The organism is Paenibacillus sp. RC73 (genome assembly GCF_044908085.1).
GTDB lineage: Bacteria > Bacillota > Bacilli > Paenibacillales > Paenibacillaceae > Paenibacillus > Paenibacillus terrae_A.
Genome location: NZ_JBIYCV010000002.1, coordinates 250893 through 271391 on the forward strand (window position 1 = coordinate 250893; position 20499 = coordinate 271391).

General features: G+C 45.5%; 17 protein-coding genes, 1 tRNA gene and 1 pseudogene. 11 read left to right on the top strand and 8 right to left on the bottom strand.

Annotated features, from left to right (window positions below):
• The first annotated feature begins 151 nt into the window (after window positions 1-151).
• The 4 genes from ABH897_RS04675 to ABH897_RS04690 all read left to right on the top strand — a co-directional run bounded on the left by ABH897_RS04675 (window position 152) and on the right by ABH897_RS04690 (window position 5221).
• Window positions 152-1042: an ABC transporter permease gene (locus ABH897_RS04675; protein WP_283652426.1), complete on the top strand. Its 891-nt coding sequence runs from the start codon at window positions 152-154 to the stop codon at window positions 1040-1042.
• Between the two features lie 27 nt (window positions 1043-1069).
• Window positions 1070-1948: a carbohydrate ABC transporter permease gene (locus ABH897_RS04680; protein ID WP_283652425.1), complete on the top strand. Its 879-nt coding sequence runs from the start codon at window positions 1070-1072 to the stop codon at window positions 1946-1948.
• 84 nt (window positions 1949-2032) lie between these two features.
• Entirely contained in the window at window positions 2033-4078 is a 2046-nt protein-coding gene (locus ABH897_RS04685; protein ID WP_404591450.1) for a beta-galactosidase, read from the top strand.
• Between the two features lie 90 nt (window positions 4079-4168).
• The gene (locus ABH897_RS04690) at window positions 4169-5221 is read left to right on the top strand and encodes a glycoside hydrolase family 53 protein (RefSeq protein WP_404518820.1); all 1053 of its coding nucleotides are present in this window, start codon (window positions 4169-4171) and stop codon (window positions 5219-5221) included.
• 91 nt (window positions 5222-5312) lie between these two features.
• Here ABH897_RS04690 and ABH897_RS04695 read toward each other — a convergent pair whose 3' ends face one another.
• From ABH897_RS04695 to ABH897_RS04710, 4 genes and pseudogenes are all read right to left on the bottom strand, one after another.
• Entirely contained in the window at window positions 5313-7076 is a 1764-nt protein-coding gene (locus ABH897_RS04695) for a methyl-accepting chemotaxis protein (protein WP_404518821.1), read from the bottom strand.
• A gap of 391 nt (window positions 7077-7467) precedes the next feature.
• Window positions 7468-8299: pseudogene (locus tag ABH897_RS04700) on the bottom strand (AEC family transporter).
• Between the two features lie 107 nt (window positions 8300-8406).
• Window positions 8407-10125 carry an NAD-dependent malic enzyme gene (locus tag ABH897_RS04705; RefSeq protein ID WP_283652421.1) on the bottom strand — a complete coding sequence of 573 codons (1719 nt, stop codon included), beginning with the start codon at window positions 10123-10125 and terminating at the stop codon, window positions 8407-8409.
• A 448-nt stretch (window positions 10126-10573) separates the two neighbouring features.
• Window positions 10574-10645: transfer RNA gene (locus ABH897_RS04710), tRNA-Val, on the bottom strand.
• A gap of 141 nt (window positions 10646-10786) precedes the next feature.
• Here ABH897_RS04710 and ABH897_RS04715 point away from each other — a divergent pair.
• Both ABH897_RS04715 and ABH897_RS04720 read left to right on the top strand, forming a co-directional pair.
• Window positions 10787-11230, top strand: a complete 444-nt coding sequence (locus ABH897_RS04715) for a GNAT family N-acetyltransferase (RefSeq protein ID WP_044648641.1) — start codon at window positions 10787-10789, stop codon at window positions 11228-11230.
• 88 nt (window positions 11231-11318) lie between these two features.
• Window positions 11319-11555, top strand: coding sequence for a DUF3892 domain-containing protein (locus tag ABH897_RS04720; RefSeq protein ID WP_283652420.1), 237 nt, complete (start codon window positions 11319-11321; stop codon window positions 11553-11555).
• A 121-nt stretch (window positions 11556-11676) separates the two neighbouring features.
• Here the strand turns inward: ABH897_RS04720 and ABH897_RS04725 are convergent, their stop codons facing one another.
• Window positions 11677-12441 carry an MBL fold metallo-hydrolase gene (locus ABH897_RS04725; RefSeq protein WP_044648640.1) on the bottom strand — a complete coding sequence of 255 codons (765 nt, stop codon included), beginning with the start codon at window positions 12439-12441 and terminating at the stop codon, window positions 11677-11679.
• 201 nt (window positions 12442-12642) lie between these two features.
• Here ABH897_RS04725 and ABH897_RS04730 point away from each other — a divergent pair, with 201 nt between their 5' ends.
• Complete coding sequence (locus ABH897_RS04730; RefSeq protein ID WP_044648639.1) at window positions 12643-13200, top strand: hypothetical protein; 558 nt, start codon at window positions 12643-12645, stop codon at window positions 13198-13200.
• Window positions 13201-13279: 79 nt separating this feature from the next.
• A complete protein-coding gene (locus ABH897_RS04735) occupies window positions 13280-13585 on the top strand; it encodes a DUF1292 domain-containing protein (RefSeq protein WP_025684269.1) in 306 nt (101 codons plus the stop codon).
• A 122-nt stretch (window positions 13586-13707) separates the two neighbouring features.
• Here the strand turns inward: ABH897_RS04735 and ABH897_RS04740 are convergent, their stop codons facing one another.
• Window positions 13708-15183 carry an aminotransferase class I/II-fold pyridoxal phosphate-dependent enzyme gene (locus ABH897_RS04740; RefSeq protein WP_044648638.1) on the bottom strand — a complete coding sequence of 492 codons (1476 nt, stop codon included), beginning with the start codon at window positions 15181-15183 and terminating at the stop codon, window positions 13708-13710.
• Between the two features lie 186 nt (window positions 15184-15369).
• On the opposite strand from ABH897_RS04740, the gene ABH897_RS04745 reads away from it, so the two are divergent.
• Window positions 15370-16653, top strand: coding sequence for an MFS transporter (locus ABH897_RS04745; RefSeq protein ID WP_283652419.1), 1284 nt, complete (start codon window positions 15370-15372; stop codon window positions 16651-16653).
• Between the two features lie 26 nt (window positions 16654-16679).
• Here ABH897_RS04745 and ABH897_RS04750 read toward each other — a convergent pair whose 3' ends face one another.
• Complete coding sequence (locus ABH897_RS04750) at window positions 16680-17312, bottom strand: YktB family protein (RefSeq protein ID WP_283652418.1); 633 nt, start codon at window positions 17310-17312, stop codon at window positions 16680-16682.
• A 279-nt stretch (window positions 17313-17591) separates the two neighbouring features.
• On the opposite strand from ABH897_RS04750, the gene ABH897_RS04755 reads away from it, so the two are divergent.
• Both ABH897_RS04755 and gndA read left to right on the top strand, forming a co-directional pair.
• Window positions 17592-18191 carry a hypothetical protein gene (locus ABH897_RS04755; RefSeq protein WP_283652417.1) on the top strand — a complete coding sequence of 200 codons (600 nt, stop codon included), beginning with the start codon at window positions 17592-17594 and terminating at the stop codon, window positions 18189-18191.
• Between the two features lie 187 nt (window positions 18192-18378).
• Window positions 18379-19785, top strand: coding sequence for an NADP-dependent phosphogluconate dehydrogenase (gene gndA, locus ABH897_RS04760; RefSeq protein WP_044648633.1), 1407 nt, complete (start codon window positions 18379-18381; stop codon window positions 19783-19785).
• 250 nt (window positions 19786-20035) lie between these two features.
• Here the strand turns inward: gndA and ABH897_RS04765 are convergent, their stop codons facing one another.
• On the bottom strand, window positions 20036-20341 hold the full coding sequence (locus ABH897_RS04765; RefSeq protein ID WP_014282339.1) for a rhodanese-like domain-containing protein: 306 nt from the start codon (window positions 20339-20341) through the stop codon (window positions 20036-20038).
• Window positions 20342-20499: the final 158 nt, after the last annotated feature.

Consider the following 20499-nt stretch of genomic DNA (forward strand, 5'->3'; position numbering starts at 1 on the left):
ATAATGATGCTTGCGAGATAGACTTTCATTCACCGGGTGAGACTAAAAAATGATTGCTTTTGTGCCATGTATGTTGGTTTTTTGAACTGTTGGGAGAGTAGAATCGTCTTTATAATTGAAGTATAACATGAGAGTTACAGGAGGAACTGCAATGAGAAGTCTGCAACGTACGTGGCCATTTCATATTATGCTGCTGCCAGCCATCATTTTCTTAATTGTATTTAGCTACATTCCGATGGGCGGCATTGTGATGGCCTTTCAAAATTACAAGCCTTGGCTCGGCATAACCGGTTCCGAGTGGGTTGGACTGGACAATTTCCGCTTTTTGTTTCAACGGGAAGACAGTCTTCAGGTCGTCTGGAATACGCTCATTATCGCGGTATTAAAGATGTTTTTCAATCTGCTGATTCCGTTTGTTTTTGCTATACTGCTCAATGAAATCCGCAAGGTTGGACTTCAGCGTTCCATTCAGACACTGGTCTACCTGCCACACTTTCTGTCGTGGGTAATCTTGGGCGGAATTCTGGTTGACCTGTTGGCTACAGATGGATTTATGAACCGTATTCTCGGAAGTTTCGGGATCCAGCCCATTTTCTTTCTGGGAGATAATAACTGGTTTCGCTTTACTGTCATTGTGTCGGATATATGGAAGGAGTTTGGCTACAACACCATCGTATTTCTCGCCGCACTGGCGGGCATTAATCCTTCGTTGTACGAAGCATCCGAGATGGATGGGGCAAGCCGCTGGAGACAGACGCTACACATCACTGTACCTTCGTTGATTCCTATGGTGGTGGTTGTCGGTACGCTTGCACTCGGCAATGTCCTGAATGCCGGTTTTGACCAGATTTTTAACCTTTATAATCCGTTGGTATACCAAAAAGGCGATATTATTGACACCTTCGTCTACCGGACAGCCTTAATTAATGGGGAAATGGGCTTTGCTACCGCCATTGGGTTATTCAAATCCGTTATTAGTATGGTTCTCATTCTGATATCTTATCGACTTGCTTACAAATGGGCAGGTTACCGCATATTTTGATTCTACGAGGCTGAAAGAGGGAGAGTCATGTATCATAAAACAACGGCATATCGCATCTTCAATGTGTTTAATATTTGTTTGCTTGTGTTTTTATCCATCCTGTGTATCGTTCCGCTGATTCATGTATTGGCGGTATCATTTAGTGCCAAATCAGCAGCAGACGCCAATCTGGTTGGACTGTGGCCAGTGCAATTTTCATTAGAAGCCTACAAGAAGACGATGAATAATCCTATTTTTCTGCACTCTATCTGGATTTCTGTTCTCCGGACCGTGCTGGGAACTGGTTTGACGCTGCTCATTACCTTCTTAGCTGCTTATCCACTTTCAAAGGAAACATCTGTGTTCCGTAGCCGAAACGTATATTCATGGCTGTTTGTATTCAGTATGATTTTTAACGGTGGCCTGGTTCCATTCTATATGGTTATTCAAAAGATTCATCTAATGGACAGCTTTTGGGTACTTGTTTTGCCAGGAGCGGTCAATACATTTCTGGTAATCCTCATGTTGAACTTTTTTAGAGGAATACCCAAAGAGATGGAGGAGGCCGCACTGATTGACGGGGCAGGTCATTTTCGGACCTTGTTTAGTATATTTTTGCCGATATCCATGCCATCTATTGCGACGATTGCGTTGTTTAGTATGGTATTTCACTGGAACTCATGGTTTGATGGCCTGCTTTATTTGAGCAATGCCAAGGATTATCCATTGGCTACATTCCTGCAAACGGTAATCATTCAGAAGGATATGAGCTCCATGAGTATGAGTCCCAAAGAGATGGAGTTGCTTTCGCAAACGACAGTGAATGCAGCGCAAATTTTTATTGGTGCAGCCCCTATTCTGATTGTATATCCATTTTTACAAAAGTATTTTGTTAAAGGTATGACGCTTGGTTCTGTCAAGGAGTAAACAGCATTGATTAAAAGGAGATGATTTATAGTGTCACAGCAAAACATAATCAAATACCCGCCAATCAGTGAGCGAGTTCCACGTATGCTGCATGGGGCGGATTATAACCCGGAGCAATGGCAGCATTATCCCGAGGTGCTAAATGAGGATATTCGGCTGATGAAGCAGGCTAAATGTAATGTGATGTCCGTCGGCATATTCTCATGGGTTTCATTGGAGCCTGAGGAGGGTGTATTCACGTTCGAATGGCTGGACCGTATCCTGGATTCGTTTGCTGAAAACGGGATCTATGCGTTTTTGGCTACTCCTAGTGGAGCAAGACCGGCCTGGATGTCGCAGAAATATCCAGAGGTATTGCGTGTGGAGGCTAACCGTGTCCGTAACTTGCACGGGTTTCGTCATAATCACTGTTCTACGTCGCCTGTCTACCGGGAAAAAGTACGTATCATGAATACGAAGCTGGCCGAGCGTTATGCAAATCATCCGGCTGTCATTGGTTGGCATATTTCCAATGAATTTGGTGGGGATTGCCACTGTGATTATTGTCAGGAGGCATTTCGCGTTTGGGTGAAGGATAAATACGGCACGTTGGATAAGCTTAATCACGCATGGTGGACGACCTTTTGGAGTCATACGGTTACGGATTGGAGTCAAATCGAATCTCCGGCCCCTCACGGTGAAACGCAGGTCCATGCTATGAATTTGGACTGGAGACGCTTTGTAACTGATCAGACCGGAGATTTTATCAAAAATGAGATTATACCGCTCAAAGCTGCAAACCCGGCGCTTCCGGTCACCACAAATCTGATGGAGTTTTTTGAAGGATTGAATTACTGGAAGTTTGCCGATCTGCTCGATGTTGTATCCTGGGACAGCTATCCAACGTGGCATGACCGTGGGGGAGATGATAGCCGTCAGGCTGCCAAAGTGGCCATGATGCATGATATTATCCGTTCAATCAAGGGCGGGAAGCCTTGGATGCTGATGGAGAGTACGCCAAGCTTGACGAATTGGCAGGAGATTAGCAAGCTGAAGCGGCCGGGTATGCATCTGCTATCGTCTTTACAGGCTGTGGCACACGGATCAGATACAGTCCAGTATTTCCAGTGGCGGAAAAGCCGCGGTTCGAGTGAAAAATTGCATGGTGCAGTCGTCGATCATGTGGGGCATGAGCATACTCGGGTGTTTGGGGATGTGACAAATGTGGGCAACGCGCTGGAAAAACTGGAGGAGGTTATCGGCACATCTGTACCAGCAGAGGCGGCAGTTATTTTTGATTGGGAGAATCGCTGGGCGGTCAACGACTCACAAGGGCCACGTAATAAAGGTGTAAAATATGAGGAGACAGCCGAAGCACATTATTTGGCTTTGTGGGAGCAGGGTGTGCCTGTAGATGTCATTCATATGGATGCAGATTTCTCCAAATACAAACTTGTGGTAGCTCCAATGCTATATATGGTGCGCAGCGGTGTAGGTGAGCGAATACAAAAGTTTGTTGAAAGCGGTGGCATTTTTGTAGCAACCTATTGGTCCGGTATTGTGGATGAACATGATTTGTGCTTCCTTGGAGGCTTTCCGGGGCCGCTTCGTAAGACGCTTGGGATCTGGTCGGAAGAGATTGACGGGCTGCATGATCACGACCGTAATCATATTTTGCCAGTTGAAGGCAATGAGTTGGATCTGCATGGCGAATATGAGGCTGTAGAACTGTGCGATCTCATTCATACGGAAGGTGCAGAGGTACTGGCTGTATACGGTTCAGACTTTTATGCAGGACGCCCAGCCTTGACGGTGAACCGCTTGGGACAGGGAAAAGCTTATTATATCGCCTCACGCAACACCGGATCGTTCAACAGTCATTTTTACAGAAGTTTGATTGATGGCGCAGGAATTAGTAAAGCACTCGATGTTCAGTTGCCGCATGGAGTGAATACGGCGATTCGTACCGATGGAGTCCATGATTATATTTTCATGCTGAATTTCACTCATGAGCCGCAAGAGATTAGGCTGGATGGACGAATTTATGCGGATATGCTCGAAAATCATGTGGTGGAAGACGGCAAGGTTCTATTGGATGCCTATGCTGTTAAGGTACTAAAGACAGAGCGGAGTAAATCGGAAATAGTATAGAGTGTGATGGCTGACGTTTTCCCGAATGAGGGATCTGGGTAGATTTGTCAGAGACAATGAGGGGTACACAATTCAGATGGGGGATGACTTATGAAAACAAGTAAACGGACTATGGTATTTGTGATGTTGATCTTGTTATCCAGCTTTTTGTATCCATTTGGCTCTGCGGGATTAGGTGCGGCCTCGGCCGCCCCTGCTTTTGCCAAAGGAGCAGATATAAGCTGGGTAGCAGGAATGGAAGCGCAAGGTAGGACCTGGAAGGATAAAAAAGGGGTTCGCGGAGATGTGCTGCAAATTTTGCGGGACGATTATCAGATCAACTCGGTGCGTATCCGGGTGTGGGTAAACCCTGACATGAAGGATTATGGAAGCGGATACATGAATGCCGAAAAGGCAGCAGAACTGGCGCAGCGAGCTAAAAAATTGGGTATGAGCGTCATGCTGACGCTGCACTACAGCGATTCATGGGCTGATCCCGGGCAGCAGAACAAACCTTATGCGTGGCGAAATCTTACATTTACGCAACTTATGGATGCGGTCTGGTCTCATACGGTTTATGTTATGAACACGATGAAAAGCAAGGGGGTAACACCGGATTGGGTGCAAATCGGCAATGAAACGAACAATGGAATGCTCTGGGAAGACGGCAAAGCCTCAGTGAACATGAAAAACTACGCCTGGCTCGTCAATACAGGGAATAATGCTGTAAAATCGGTAAGCAGCAGTACTAAAACGATCGTACACCTGGCAAACGGGGATAGTGGCTCCACCTTAGCCTGGAATATTGGCGGCTTAATTGACAATGGAGCTCAGTTTGACCTCATCGGGTTTTCTCTGTATCCGTCTCCTTCGAACTGGCAGGGAAAAGTGAACCAGACGATTACCAATGCCAATGATCTCATTGCAAAATACGGCAAAGGTATTGTTATCAGTGAAATCGGAATGGAATATAATGAACCTGCAACCTCAAAGGCATTTATTGCCGACATCAAAACGAAGGTTCGTAGTATCACGGGCGGCAAAGGCTTGGGAGTATTTTATTGGGAGCCGGCTGCAACCCCAGGTTATAATCAGGGCTATAACAAAGGTGCTTGGCAGGCTGACGGTAAGCCAACCTCAGCGCTGGAAGGCTTTATAAACTAGAGTACGTGACGAGTATGTCAAAGAACCTCTAATCCGCACAATGTGCAGAATAGAGGTTCTTTGTTTTCGTTGGTTTATTGAAGGTAGATCGTTAGGATTTCCGGTTTACCTTGAAGAATGAAATAAGCTCTCCTAACTCCCCGGACATCATGGTAAGCTTGTCGGAAGCTTTGACGATAGAAGCCATCGACTCAGCCTGTTCTCCAATGGTGTTTTCAATTTGTTTGCTGCTGTCTGCTGTTTTGCTTACTGTGGAAGACAGCTCGTCAGAGGTTGCTGACATTTCCTGCGTACTGGCTGAAATCTGCTGCGTCGCACTGGATACCTCCTGAATTTGTGACGATACATTATTGGCCGCATTCAAAATCTCCGAGAACATTTCGCCCGTCTGACGTGTGACTTCCAGCCCGACTTGAACTTCCTTCGCGCCTAGACTCATTCCTTCTACCGTTTGTTCAATTTCCTTTTGAATTTCCCCAATAAGCTCGGCAATTTGTCTAGCGGATTCTTGAGATTGCTCAGCCAAATTACGCACTTCTCCTGCTACTACTGCAAAGCCTTTACCTTCCTCACCTACTCTGGCGGCCTCAATGGAGGCATTCAGTGCGAGCAGATTGGTTTGGCTGGCAATGCCTGTAATGATGCTTACGATATTACTGATTTCGTTAGATCGGTTCTGTAGCGCATTAACGGAATCAACTGTTCTTTCTATTGTAGTAGAGATAGAATCCATTTGAGTAGATAGCTTCTGGGCTACCTGGTTGCCTTCTACCGAGCGTTTTTCCATGGAATAAGCTTGATCTGATACGGAAGATGAGCTTTCGGCAATGGTTTGGATAACCGTAGACATTTCATTCATAGCCCGGGAGCTTTCAAGCGCAGCTTGATCCTGGGATTCAAGTCCTTGGGTTATTTCCTGAATATTGCTATTAATGATGTTCGTATTCTCACTGTTTTTCTCGCTAATACTTAGCAATTCCTGAGCTGATCCTGTAACCTCTTGCGTCGTATCCTGTACTTTTACCATCGTATCGTTAATACGTTTGATCATGGTATTAAACTTTTGATTGATAATGCCAAGATCATCCTGGCCTGTTTTGATGCTAACATTCAGATTGCCCTCGCTCACTTCCTCGATGCCCTTCATCAAGCTGCGAATCGGGGAAAGGGTACGTTTTACCAGCAAATATTGAATGGTTAAGAAAATAGCAAGGAACAGAATGAGCAGGGATACACCGTATAAAAGCAGTTTATGAAGTCCGGCAGGCACTGAGCTTGCGTCTACGTCAAAGTAGATGGCGCTCGTAATTTTACCGCTTGCATCAGTAATGGGATAAACAATGGTAGTCCATGTGCCATAATCGTCGGAATAAAAGCTGCTCAACGCCGATTCTTTCGATTTTAGCATTTCATTTACGGCGTTTACGTTTTCAATAGGAAGAGCATACATATCCCCTATGTTCATTTTGGAATCTTGGAACGATTGAACCAGATTTGTGGGAACGCCAATGATGGAGGTTTGGTCTCCTTCTTTTAACTCTGTACCAAATATGTAAGCTTGGGCAACATTAGGATAAAAGGTGTGAATGGAGTCGAGAAATTTGCGTAAATCCTGTTGAACAGAGCCATTATAATCTTTCTCGGTCAAGGCTTGCTCTACTTTCGTTTTATCGACATCATTTGCCCATTTTTTGGTTAACACCTTAACCTGGTCTTGCAACTGTGTGGTCAGAATGTTCTTTTGAAGTATGTAGCTGGATGTGATGAGAATCGTACCGATCAATACGATGTTAAGGAATGAAATCAATAGATTTTTACCAAAAAAGGACATAGTACTCCACTTCAAGTTTTTCACGTGCTTCTTCTCCTTTAAGTTGAACTATATTTTTAATATACAACCTATACCTTATATATTTCGTCAATTAGCTTTCTAAATGTTAGATATTTATTAAATTTGGAGAATATCGGTTACATATTGGTGAAATATAGTGACAAAAACCGACAAAGATTCTTTTCACTTTCATATGGGAAAAATGGGGTTTGGAGGAGAAAAGGAAATGGGAGGCTACATAATAACAACGGTGGCTTACAACGAAAGAACGTTGTGGAACGACCGCTTGTCGGCATGAATAATTCATTTTATTGTTTGGACAATATTTAAAAAATAAGATATTAAGGAACAGACGAGCACCCTAAGATCATGTATATGTCTGCATCACGTCGAGGCTTATAGAAAATCCTGCCCCTTATATAAGCAATGAAATGAGCAAGGGGAGGGAAATAAGCGACAATACTGAGCTGATGACAAATGCAGATGCGGCTTCCGTTTCCAGCGTTTCATAGCGGGTAGCAATTATAGCGGCTACCGCCGAGCCTGGAAATGCAACAAGCAGTACAGCTTTGGTTATATCTTCATGGGACAGTCCTACGAGTACAGCGATGCCTAGCATGACTATAGGCATGACGATGGCTTTCAGTACAGCAATGCTAATTGCTTTGGGACTGAACGTAATCTTTTTGATTCCGATGGTTACCCCGATGGCAAACAAGGCTGTACCAGAAGTGACGTTGCCGATTTGATCAAACATGGATTGCAGCAACTTCGGAGCCTGAAATCCACAAAGGGTGAGTATGACGCCGATCAACGGTACACAGGCAAGTGGCTCGCTGAGTCCGTGAAGGACTGATTTCATAGTAACTTTAAACAAGTTGCCTTGTTCCTTCGTTTCTGAGTTGCGCTGACCGACCGTTCCTAAAATACTTGCAAGTGGATCAAGAATCGCATTAACGACGATGCCAGTGATCGCAGTCGGAATGGCGACAGCAGCGCTTCCGAATAAGCTGCCGAGAACCGGTATTCCCATAAACGCAAAAGAAGGCTGAGTTGAATTCAAAGCGAACATGGAGGATTCGGTCAGAGCTTTTTTGGCAATTAAGCGATATCCTACGAGCAATACGATATAAAAGCCGATAATCCCAAGAAGCAGGGTTAAATGCTTTGAACAAACCTGCAACATAACCAATTAAAATAACAAAGAAAATAGGAATTAAAATGATAAAAATATGACCTGTAGCCATGATGTCGCCTCCAATAATGAAGATGTCCGCCAAATGGATGGCGGACATCGGGGAATCAATAATTACTTTGTTTGTATGCAAGTACAACCTGACGTTGTTCGCTAATCTTAAACCAGGACCGTTTCTTTGCCATTCTGTTTGATTGGTCTATACTTGCAGTCCCACATTGCATCCCGAACCGCTTGGCGGATATCATCGGGCTGGTGACGTGCTACGCCATCCTGAACGGCAGCCTCTGCAACTGCTACAGCTACTGCTTCAGATACTTCACGCAACTCGCTGATTTTCGGCAGCAGGGAAGCTCCAGGCTGTGACAAATCGACCATATCGGCTACTGCATGGGCAGCGGCGGCGAACATGCTGTCTGTGATGATTTTGGATTTCACTACAATCGCGCCAAGTCCAAGACCAGGGAACACGAAAGCATTATTGGATTGTCCAATTTCAAACTTAACATTATTATAGGTTACTGGTTCAAAAGGGCTGCCTGTTGCAATCAATGCTTTTCCTTCAGTCCAGCGGATCAAGTCTTCCGGAGTTGCTTCAGCCAGTGGAGTTGGATTAGACATAGGCATAATAATAGGACGTTCTGTATGCTTGGCCATTTCTTTAACGATTTCCTCACTAAATGCTCCGGTAACACCGGAGGTTCCGATCATAATGGTCGGTTTCACCCGGCGAATAACTTCCAAAAGTGGAATTTTGCCGTCCTCCGCACGTTCCCAATCACGACATTCTGCGGCATCCCGTACATAAGGAACCTGGAATGGGAAAAGTCCTTCTGTTTCATTAGTAAGCAGGCCGCGGTAATCATAAGCCCAGAAGTTACTTCTTGCTTCGGTTTCCGATAGTCCTTCCAGCATCATGGCTGCACTAATTTGATCTGCATTACCGATACCGGCGGCTCCTGGACCAAAGACCAAAACTCGATGCTTGCTTAGTGGGACTCCGGACAGTTTAACACCAGACATAACACCTGCGAGCGTAACTGCACCAGTGCCTTGGATATCATCATTAAATGTCAGAATACTGCTTCCGTATTTATTGATAATGTTCCGGGCGTTGACATTGCCCAGGTCTTCCCAGTGCAGTAGCGCATTCGGAAAGTAAGACAGTGCAGTTTGAACATAGGTGTCAATAAATTGGTCATATTGTTCTCCGCGAACACGTTTGTGACGGTTCCCCATGTATAAAGGATCTTCCAGCAGTTTTTCGTTGTTCGTACCTGCATCAAGAACAACTGCCAGCACCCGGCTAGGATCAATTCCGGCAGCAGCGGTATACACGGCAAGCTTACCGATGGAGATATTAATTCCACCAACTCCCCAGTCCCCGATTCCCAGAATACTTTCGGAATCCGTGGCTACGATGAGGTCAATATCCTCAGGGTCCAGGCTCAAATTTTTAAAAGCTTCTTCAATGGCGGAAAGGTTACCAATAGATAAATACATACCGCCGGGTTTGTGGTATTCATGACTGTATTCCTGTATAGCCTGACCGACCGTCGGAGTATAAACAATCGGAAGCATTTCGTTTAGGTGCTCGGAGAGCAAGCGATAGTAAAGGACTGTATTCCGGTTAAACAGATCGTTTAACGCGATATTTTTACGCAAATTATCCGGTTGGCTCTGAAATTGCTCGTAAACCCGTTGAACCTGTTCCTCAATAGTCAATATGGTAGGAGGAAGGAGACCGTCAAGTCCAAGCTGCTGCCGTTCTTCAAGAGTAAAAGCCACTCCTTTATTCAGTAGTGGATTAGCCAGCAATTCCTTTCCGGTTAATTTGGTTTCGATAGAACCATCTTCCGTCAATTGAAAAGCACGCATTTCTAATTCCTTCTTTCTAGAAAATTACATTTAGTTAAACCTTGAACAATTCGTGAACCAGTATACGCCTTATTTTAAACCAAGTGAACAAGTATGTTGTGTGAAAAATGGTTATATAAGTGTTTACATAAGAAAATTTATGAAAATGAAAATATTTTTCAATCATTTTTATCTGAAAATTACATTTAATTTTCATTATATTTTCAATAATTTTTATTAAATGTAAGTTTTGTCATAGCGAAGCTACTATGGAGCTGGATGGGTCTTTCAATCAGGAATAGAATTTATTTCATTCCATAGATAGGAAGAGATTTTTATAACAGGTGGATAAAGTGAATGAAGAAGAGAGAGGGGGATATACACAATAAGTCACTTGGAGTTCTAACTATGAGACTTTTTTATTTTCAGGCAAACAAAAAAGCCTTGAGTATCAAGGCTTTTTGACGTATAGGACGGATGGGGATCGAACCCATGACCCTTACCCTGTCAAGATAATGCTCTCCCGCTGAGCTACCGTCCTTCGGTTATTAGATAATATCATGTATTAACCATAAATGTAAAGTAGAAAAATAGAAATAAGCTTGTACTTCATTACCATTTATATATATAATTCAAATTTAGTGGGTTTGCAAATTGAAGCAGTGATAAGGGGGAGCGGATGATGGCCGCAGAAATTATTAGTGTGACGACAGAAGAACAGCTACAGGCAGCGATATTGATCCGTACTAAGGTGTTTGTCGAGGAGCAGAAAGTTCCTCTCAATCTAGAAATTGACCATTTTGACAAGCTGGGGGATACTGCACATCATTTGTTGATCTCTGATCATGGTGAGATGGTGGCAACGGGACGCTTGACCTATTATGAGGAAGATACAGCTAAAATGCAACGTATTGCGGTTCTCAAGGAGCATCGCTCCGGGGGGTACGGACGTATATTGCTGCTGGCTCTGGAGGAACGCGCACGTGAGCTGGGGCTGCGGCATTCGCTGCTGGATGCTCAATGTCAAGCTGAAAAGTTTTACGAGAAGCTCGGTTACGAGACGATTTCGGAAGAACCTTTTGACGATGCCGGGATTCCACATGTGCGCATGCGCAAAAAGCTGTAGCCGGCAGCCCGAAGATGCATATAATTCTGCATAGGGTGCATGCTAGTAAAAGTTCCTCCACTACACTATGGATAAGGAGCGATGCAGCATGGCTAATGTAGAACGGGAACAAATTACGGCAGTACGTAAAAACGGTGATGGTGATCTGACGTCATTTCAGACATCTACCGGACGGGTTCTGGATTACAGTCAGGCTCTAAATGAAATTGAAGCAGGCTCGATTGCCGGGGTCAATGTTTTCAAAGCCAAGGACGGAAGCAACCGGATTCGCGGAGATGCTGATGGAGATCCTACGAATAATTTGGATCAGTTGCCGTTGTTCTGACGTTCATTTCAAGCATCTATCACTAAGCACATAACTACACGCAAGTATATGCCAAAGTCGCCGGGCTCTTTTTCCAGTTGGAAACCCGGCGGCTTTTTGCTTTCTCACTTTGTATCCAGTATTATTTTTGCTCTGTGCGTTCCAGCTCCACAATGTTGTATACGCGCTGCTGCTCCAGAAAGGACATGACTCCAGCTTTTTCCTTGAATTGCTCCATGTCGTCACTATAGTGCATGAGACGAATCCGCTCTTGAAGCTGGATTGGCAAGCTGAGCAGCTCGTCCAACGTCGTATGGACTTCTCCTGCACCCTGTAATTGAACCTCATGCAAAATGCTGCGACAGCCTCGCTCGTGTACCAGTTGATTCAGCAGATCTGGATCAAAGGTCATATCCGCACTATAAAAAAGACGGTCATTAATGAACAGGGAGTAGCTGTCTTTACCGGGGATATGACGGGTAGGAATGAGTTCAACTTCGATGCCGGATACTAAGCTGGTGGGTTCACCAGGCGTCAGCACGTTTACCTCAAACACATCCTCCAGCTTGCCAATCATTCCTTGCTGTGACATGCCGCCCTTGAGCGTATTTTCCCATAATGGATGAATTAGCGGTTCTGCGATACAAAGCACAGGTTTGCGACCATGTAGGATATTCATTTGAAAGCCAAACTCTTCCAGACCCCCGACATGATCGGCGTGAATGTGGGTGATTAGAATGGCGTCAATTTCGGGCAATGGGACACCCATTTGGTGCAGAGCCAGCGAAGCGGTTGTTCCACAGTCGATTAGCAGCTTGCCTTCTCCACTGTCCAGCAGTGCGTTATTGTTGTAATAGTTTTTGGCAAAGGCACTGCCTGTGCCTAGCATTTGTATGGTCAGGCTCATTCGTATTTCACCCTCCAGGCTAAATGTGTATAAATCCTCTTCAGTCGTATCTTACCATCGATGCTGTTAGAAATTAAAGATTTTACGCCATATCAAAAACTTTGGACAATTTGTGATGCCTAGCGCAACTTGTGGAACTGAGCTAGGTATAAATGTAAGACAGAAGTTATTTAACAGATAATGATGGAGGGATATCTAGCGATGAAGTGGAGAAAAGTTATGGCCCTAGTGATGGCCTTTTCGATAATGGGAGGGACCGTTATTTCGGCGGAATCCGCCAAGGACCAAGTGAAGTTGATTATTAACGGTGAGGTGTCGAAGGATGGCGCGGTTGTCATTGATGGCAAAACGTATGTGCCCATTCGGGATTTTAACGGGATTGTCAGTTTTGATCCGTCCGGTGGAAAAGTTGTTTTCGACCAACCAAATGTACACATGTTCTTGTTTAAGGGCGATACGGTGTTCGGTAACGTGAATAAAGGCAACAAAGTGAAATTCAATGTATTCAGTCAGATTGATACGTTGAAAGCGGATATCTCCGGAGTGAAGGTAGCGATTACTGACCCGGCGGGTAACGTGAAAGATATTCAGTCCCAGGATATCAGCGGAGCACAAAAGGATAACTTTTGGTTCCGTACCAACGACTTTACGTATGATTTTAAAACAGCAGGGAATTACCGGGTTGGTTTCTACATTAAAGAAAGTAAAGACAGCAGCTATACACTGGTGTCCGAAAAAGTCATTACAGCGATAAATTAGGCATACCACAAATTGACCTGTACCCTTGATCATGTTACGATACGGGGGAAAATAAAACAATTTGAAGGTAGGTATTTCCATGAGTGATCACAAACATGAACACGGTGAAGCCTGCAACCACGATCATGACCACGAACATGAAGAAATGGTTCTTACGCTAACTGATGAAAATGGCAAAGATGTAGAAATGGTGCTGGTAGAGACCTTTGACGTAGAAAATCACGTTTACGCTCTCCTGCTGGAGCGCGGCAATCCTGAAGCAGACGGCATTATTCTTCGTATGGAAGAAGAAAACGAAGAAATGGTGCTTTACAATATCGAGGACGAAGATGAATGGAAACGTGTAGAAGAGGCATACAGCGAGCTGGTTGCCCAATACGAATAACCTTGGATCTATCGGCTGCTACAACTTTGTAAGCTGATGAAAAAGCCCCCAATCGGGGGCTTTTTTTGTTAAGCATTTAAGATGCTTATAAGATTTTTCAAGCTTGTTACGGCTCAGGAGGCTTAGGAAATGGCGTCCGTTTCGACGATAACCTTCACTTGATGTACCGTTCGATCCTCAGGCCCTTTAACAGGCAGGCCTACTTCCACATGATCGACAATATAATCAATATTGTCCTGTGAGATCACTTCGCCCGGCAGCAGGATCGGAATACCTGGCGGATATACATAAATGAATTCTGCAATAATGCGTCCAGCAGATTCCTTGAATGGTACCACTTCCGTATCTCCGTAAAAAGCGTCTCTCGGAATCAGGGAGAGCTGGGGGATTTCCTGTATTTTTACATCCAGTTCATGCTGCTGACCTGTAGAATAATGAATAGCAGCCAGCTCACGCAGAGCCTTCAATAAAATCTCAATGTCCTCTTTCGTATCCCCGGGGGTCACCAGACAGAGAATATTGTACATATCGCTAAGCTCAACCTCGATATTGTAGTTTTCTCTCAGCCAATTTTCCACGTCGTACCCAGTAAGGCCTAGATGACGAATATGAATGGTGATTTTGGTCGCGTCATAATTATAGGTTGCCTCTGTACCGAGAATTTCACTGCCAAAGCAATATAATCCTTCAATCTTGTTGACCTCTGCACGGCAGTATTCGGCCAAATCAAGCGCACGTTGCGCTATTTCATAGCCATTGAGAGCCAGATTGCGGCGTGATGTGTCCAGAGAAGCCAGCAGGATATAGGAAGTGGAAGTCGTTGTCAGCATACTGAAAATCGTCTGCACACGCTGCGGATTGACGTATCCGTTTTTGGTATTCACATTCAGAATCGAGCTTTGTGTCAAGGAACCGCCTAGCTTATGGACGCTTGTAGCTGACATATCTGCTCCCGCTTCCATGGCGGACATCGGCAGATCAGGATGAAAATGAATGAGTACACCGTGGGCCTCATCGACCAGGACCGGCACATTATAGCTGTGAGCGAGATCAACTATTTCTTTCAAATCGGCGCACACACCGTAATATGTCGGGTTGATGACGAGGACGCCCTTGGCGTCAGGATGGCGTTCCAGTGCCCGGCGTACGGACTTGGTTGTAATCCCGTGGTGAATACCAAGATTTTCATCACTGACCGGAGATACGAATACAGGCTTTGCTCCAGACAATATAATGGCAGACATTATAGATTTGTGTACATTTCGGGGTACAATAATTTTATCACCTGGCAAGCAGATGGACATAATCATAGTAATGATAGCTCCACTTGTACCCTGTACACTGTAGTAAGTATAATCTGCTCCATAGGCTTCTGCCGCAAGCTTTTGGGCTTCTTCGATGACACCCGTAGGTTGATGCAGATCGTCCAATGGAGCGATGTTGATCATATCTATGGAAAAGGCATTATCCCCCATAAATTCGCGAAATTCCGGATCTGCCCCCACTCCCTTTTTATGACCTGGGATGTGAAATTGAACCGGGTTGCTCTGAGCGTGCTTTTTCAAAGCAGTAAAAAGCGGGGTGTTGCTTTGATTCATTAGTGTTGTCACAACCTTTCGTGCAGGATTTCGACAATCCTGGCAAGTGATAATAGAACAAAATTGAGTATAGCAGTTTGAAGTAGGAATGCAAGCGGTTGACGGTGCTTTTATTTGTGAATGAGAGGAGCATGGAGACAACCCGGACTTTATGACGAAAAAACGAAGGTAGAGGATGTGGGACAGATGAAACAAATCGGAAGAGAAAAAAATCCTCGGCGGTTATGGTCTCCCTTTTTTGCGGAATTATGGGTACTGGTATTTCTGGTTGAATTTATGAAGGGATCTCTTCTGGTAGCTATCCTGCCGGTATATATGGGAGAAACGCTCGGACTGTCAGCCGGAATCATCGGTCTGGCCTTTTCGCTCCAGTATTTTGGTGACAATGCGTTCCGGGCACCGGCGGGCTGGATAGCTGAACGGCTCGGCTACCGGGGAACGATGTCGACCGCGTTGCTGTTCACACTTGTAGCGGTGATCATGCTAAGCGTGCTGACAGAGCCAGTGTGGCTCGTAGTCGCCTGTCTGCTGCTCGGTCTGGGCACTTCTCCGCTCTGGCCTTGTGTCATGACTGGAACGACTGAAATGTCCGGGCCTAATAACAGCAATGGTGCGGCGATGGGCACATTGGAAATTGCGTCCATGGGCGGAACAGGAATGGGGCCGCTTGTTATGAATTTCGCTATGGCACATTATGGTCATTCCTACGGAATGGTGTTTATGATTTTGACAGGATGCAGCATTTTGTTATTGCTGGTCTCCCTTATGCTGCCCGGACGCAAAAAATCTGCTGACAAAGGAGCGCTGCAACGGAGCGCCTTGGTGTCCTCCGACGGTCTCGCGAAGCAAAAGAAGCAGCTACTGGGAGGAATCAAGGAAACGTTCAACTCTCTCAAAACAAAACTTGATGTAAACCCGTTAATTTACCCGGCGCTGTTTTTGCAGTCGTTTGTTATCGGTTTGATCAGCCCAGTATTGACACTGTACGCCCGGACAGACCTCGGCATTTCGCCGAATCTGTACAGTGTATTTTTGATCGCGGGCGGCGGGGTGACGGTGCTGGCGCTTATTCCTTGCGGAAAGCTGGTGGATCGGCTGGGAACAGAGTATTTTCTGCACGCCGGTTTTTTGCTTGCCGGGATTACGCTGTTTTTCTTTTCCGCCGTCCGATCCATTCCGCTTGTGTTCGTATCCGTAGCGCTCATTGGCTTGGGCTATGCGCTTATTTTACCTGCATGGAATACCTTCCTCGCTAAATTGATCCCGGAAAGCGAACGAGCGACGGTATGGGGCTTTTTTCTGACACTCCAAGGCTCCGGCATGGTCATCGGTCCACTCGTTTCAGGAGTGCTGTGGGACCGCGCTGGACACACAGCTCCATTTATCATCAGCGGAGTTGTAATGCTGCTTATGTTCGGCTGTCATTTGGCTTTGGCGCGTAATCCGCGCAGAAAGACGGCCAAAGCCTGAATAGCAGCTTGATTAGCTAATGCTGGTTACTCTTTCGAGAAGGCAATTTGGTACAGCGGCAGCAAACGCTCAAAAGTAGAACGCACTGTCTGTAGCAATGCAGCTCCGTCACTGGCGAGTGGATCGTCCCGGTCGATACGGATACCACACATGACCTCGGATTTTTTTACCTGCTGTAGCTTGTCGATGATCGTTTGAAAATCCTTCTCGTCCATTTGTTTTTGCTCTGTACCTTCCGGAGCCATATGGTCCATGGACCAGTAAAAATGATCCGGTATGTTAGAGCGTACATTGCTCAGGTTGGCTTTGAGTGCCTGGGCAAACGTAGTTTTATTCGGACTTTCATAAATAATTGCAAAAATGACGAATAGATGTGAAGCAAACATACCTACCTCAAAATGCGGTAACGCCTTGTATCCACGCTTGTTCGCCGCCCAAGCTACCCAAGAATCCTTGGGTGGGTTTACTTTGCGTCGTGCATGCTTTGCAACATGAACGTGCATAGGCTCGCCGCACAAGTCCGTCAGGAAAGGAGCCAACTCCGCACCAATCGCTTCCAGTTTGGGTCGAACCTGTTCAATCAGTACCTCCATGCGAGGCTCCAGCCCCGGTATTCCAAAAACATCAAAGTCCTTTGCAGTAAATCCACTGAATGTCATACCTTTTCCTCCTGTAACTGGGTTAAGCCATTTCGTGTGGCGTAATATGTCCGATTATAGCATAATGCCATCAGGCTTGACCGACTTTAGGCCGGGTTTGGGACAAGAGTATAAGGCAAAAGTAGGATTGTGCGTTGTTACTCATAAAAATAGGTCAAATAACCAAGTACCCTTACATAAAATGAAGTATAAAATAGAGCAAGGGAAGATCAAGCGGGAAAGCCGCAGGCTTGCTGTAGCCGGACTTCTTGAATCGGACTTGAAAAAGGAGGGAATGCCGTGAACAAGGGCTGCGAGGTAGAATATTGTAATTTGGAGCTCCGGTTTAGCCGTCGGCATATCCATAATCTGATCAAGGATTTGATATCGGAAGGATATTCGCTGTACTGGAGCGAGGATGAGTCGTACCTGGTGCTGTCGGTAAGGACCGGACGCAAGCTGGTGAAGCTTCGTTTTCAACAATTGCGTACAGGGCACTACAAGTTGGCCGGAGATTATGTGATCCGCGACGCCAAGTTGGCGGAGTGGTTGGAAAAGCTGATTGGAAGCACCCGAGGCCATGCCATTGTCAAAAGAGTCAAGGACCATCATATTTTGGTGGAAAATATTTTGTTCGGTGAGGTCATTCGTCTGGTTGAGGTTACTGGTTTTAAGCAACGCGTTATTTATCAGAAGGGACCAGTGCTGTCAGTGCAGGAGATGGAGGAAATGTATATTTCCAATGAGGGAGAGACCCGACTGCTGCTGCTCAGAATGCAAGTGGATGATGAATTGGAGAAGCTTTTCACGGCAATGACAGAGGGAGATACGACCAGAGCCGAGAACTGCCATGAACGCCTGCAAGCGCTATCCCGCCAACTGCTGATGATGGAAGCATAATGATGTAGATTTAGTATAATTGAACACCTCATGAAAATGGGGTGTTTTGATCTGCGAATAGACAGGGGTTCACTTCTGACACCAAAAACGTTAAAATAGAATTGCACGTGTTCCGATTCACATAAAGTGTAATGCGGTAAAGCGGCGATATAGAATAAAAAATATGTTGCAAAGGATGAGGAACCAGATGGCAAAACAGCAGATTGGTGTGATCGGCCTGGCGGTAATGGGTAAGAATTTGGCCCTTAATATTGAGAGCAGAGGCTTCACCGTCTCGGTATTTAACCGCTCTCCCGAAAAAACGCACGATCTTATCAAAGAAGCAGAAGGTAAGAAATTGACGGGTACTTTCTCCATTGAAGAATTTGTGAACTCACTGGAATCGCCCCGTAAAATCCTGATCATGGTTCAAGCTGGTAAAGCAACGGATGCCACGATTGAGCAGCTTGTGCCTCATCTGGACAAGGGCGACATTATTATAGACGGCGGCAATGCCTACTTCCCTGATACACAGCGCCGCAGTAAGGAGCTGGAGGAAAAAGGATTTCGCTTTATTGGTACAGGCGTATCCGGTGGCGAAGAAGGTGCCTTGAACGGTCCTGCAATTATGCCAGGTGGACAAGAAAGTGCCTACAAGCTGGTAGAGCCGATTCTGACAGCAATCTCTGCAAAAGTAGAAGGCGACCCTTGTTGTACATATATCGGTCCCGACGGTGCTGGTCACTATGTAAAAATGGTGCATAACGGTATCGAGTACGGCGACATGCAATTGATTGGTGAGGCTTATCACCTGTTGAAATCGGTCCTGAATGTGAATGCGGAAGAGCTTCATGAAATCTTCACAGAATGGAATAAAGGCGAGCTGGACAGCTACCTGATCGAAATCACGGCTGACATCTTCTCCCAATATGATTCCGAAACAGGCAAACCAATGGTAGACGTTATTCTGGATGCAGCAGGTCAAAAAGGTACTGGTAAATGGACAAGCCAAAGCGCGCTGGATCTGGGCGTGCCACTGTCTATGATCACCGAATCCGTATTTTCCCGCTTCCTGTCTGCTATGAAAGACGAGCGCATTGCGGCAAGCAAAGTGCTGAGCGGTCCTAATGCTGAATCCTTCAGCGGAGACAAAAAAGAATTTATCGAAAGCGTACGTAAAGCATTGTTCGCAAGTAAAATTGTGTCTTATGCTCAAGGGTTTGCTCAAATGCGTGCAGCTTCCGATGAATACGATTGGGATTTGAAATACGGAAAAATTGCTATGATCTTCCGCGGCGGTTGCATTATCCGTTCGCAATTCCTGCAAAACATCAAGGATGCGTATGACCGCGATCCTGCTCTGAAAAACCTGTTGCTGGATTCCTACTTCAAAAATGTAGTAGAAACTTACCAAAACGCATGGCGTCAGGTGATTTCCGTGGCTGTATCTCAAGGTATTCCAGTGCCGGGCTTCTCCAGCGCGCTCGCATACTATGACAGCTATCGTACTGAGCGTCTGCCAGCAAACTTGCTGCAAGCGCAACGTGACTACTTCGGTGCGCATACGTTCAAACGTGTGGACAAAGAAGGCGTGTTCCATCACCAGTGGTTCTAATAAATTGATGGATATGTAAGGATAGCATCGATGTAATACAGCGGAAGCTTTTTTTACCCTTGTGGTAGAAGAAGCTTCCGTTTTTTGATTTTCGTGGATAGTTGATTGGATGAGGATGAAGCTAGAGGATTGTGTAATCTTTTGGCGCTGTGGTATGATAACGACAAGATATTTTAACGCATTACCGCGTCTAAGCTTTGGGTTGTAACAAAAAGACGGGAAGATCCCGTCTCTTGTGGTGAGCAGCATTTTACTGCTCTTGTGACCATTGCAGCATACCGCCAGTCATGTTAGTGCAGCCTTCATAACCGAGCTGTTGTAAATATTCGCAGGCTCGTTCGCTGCGATAACCGCTCCGGCAAATAAAGATAATTTCACCGGTACGTTCAATTTCCTCAAGACGACTCGGAATCTGTCCGAGCGGAATATGCTTGGCACCGTCAATCATGCCTTCCGCTACTTCTTCTGCCTCGCGAACGTCGATCAATTGCAGTTGCTCTCCTGCTTGCAGGCGTGCGCGAAGCTCAGAAGGTTCAATCAGGGCGATTTGCGTCATGGCTGGACCTCTTTTCTAATGTATAATGGGTGCTGCGTGTGTTATTGACGTGTGCAAAACATCACACTCTCTATGTATGATAGCGAAGCTATCTCTAAGCTGTCAATTGGGTTAATCCTAAAGAAAGATAGAGACTAATCAACCTGCTGGATTAAACT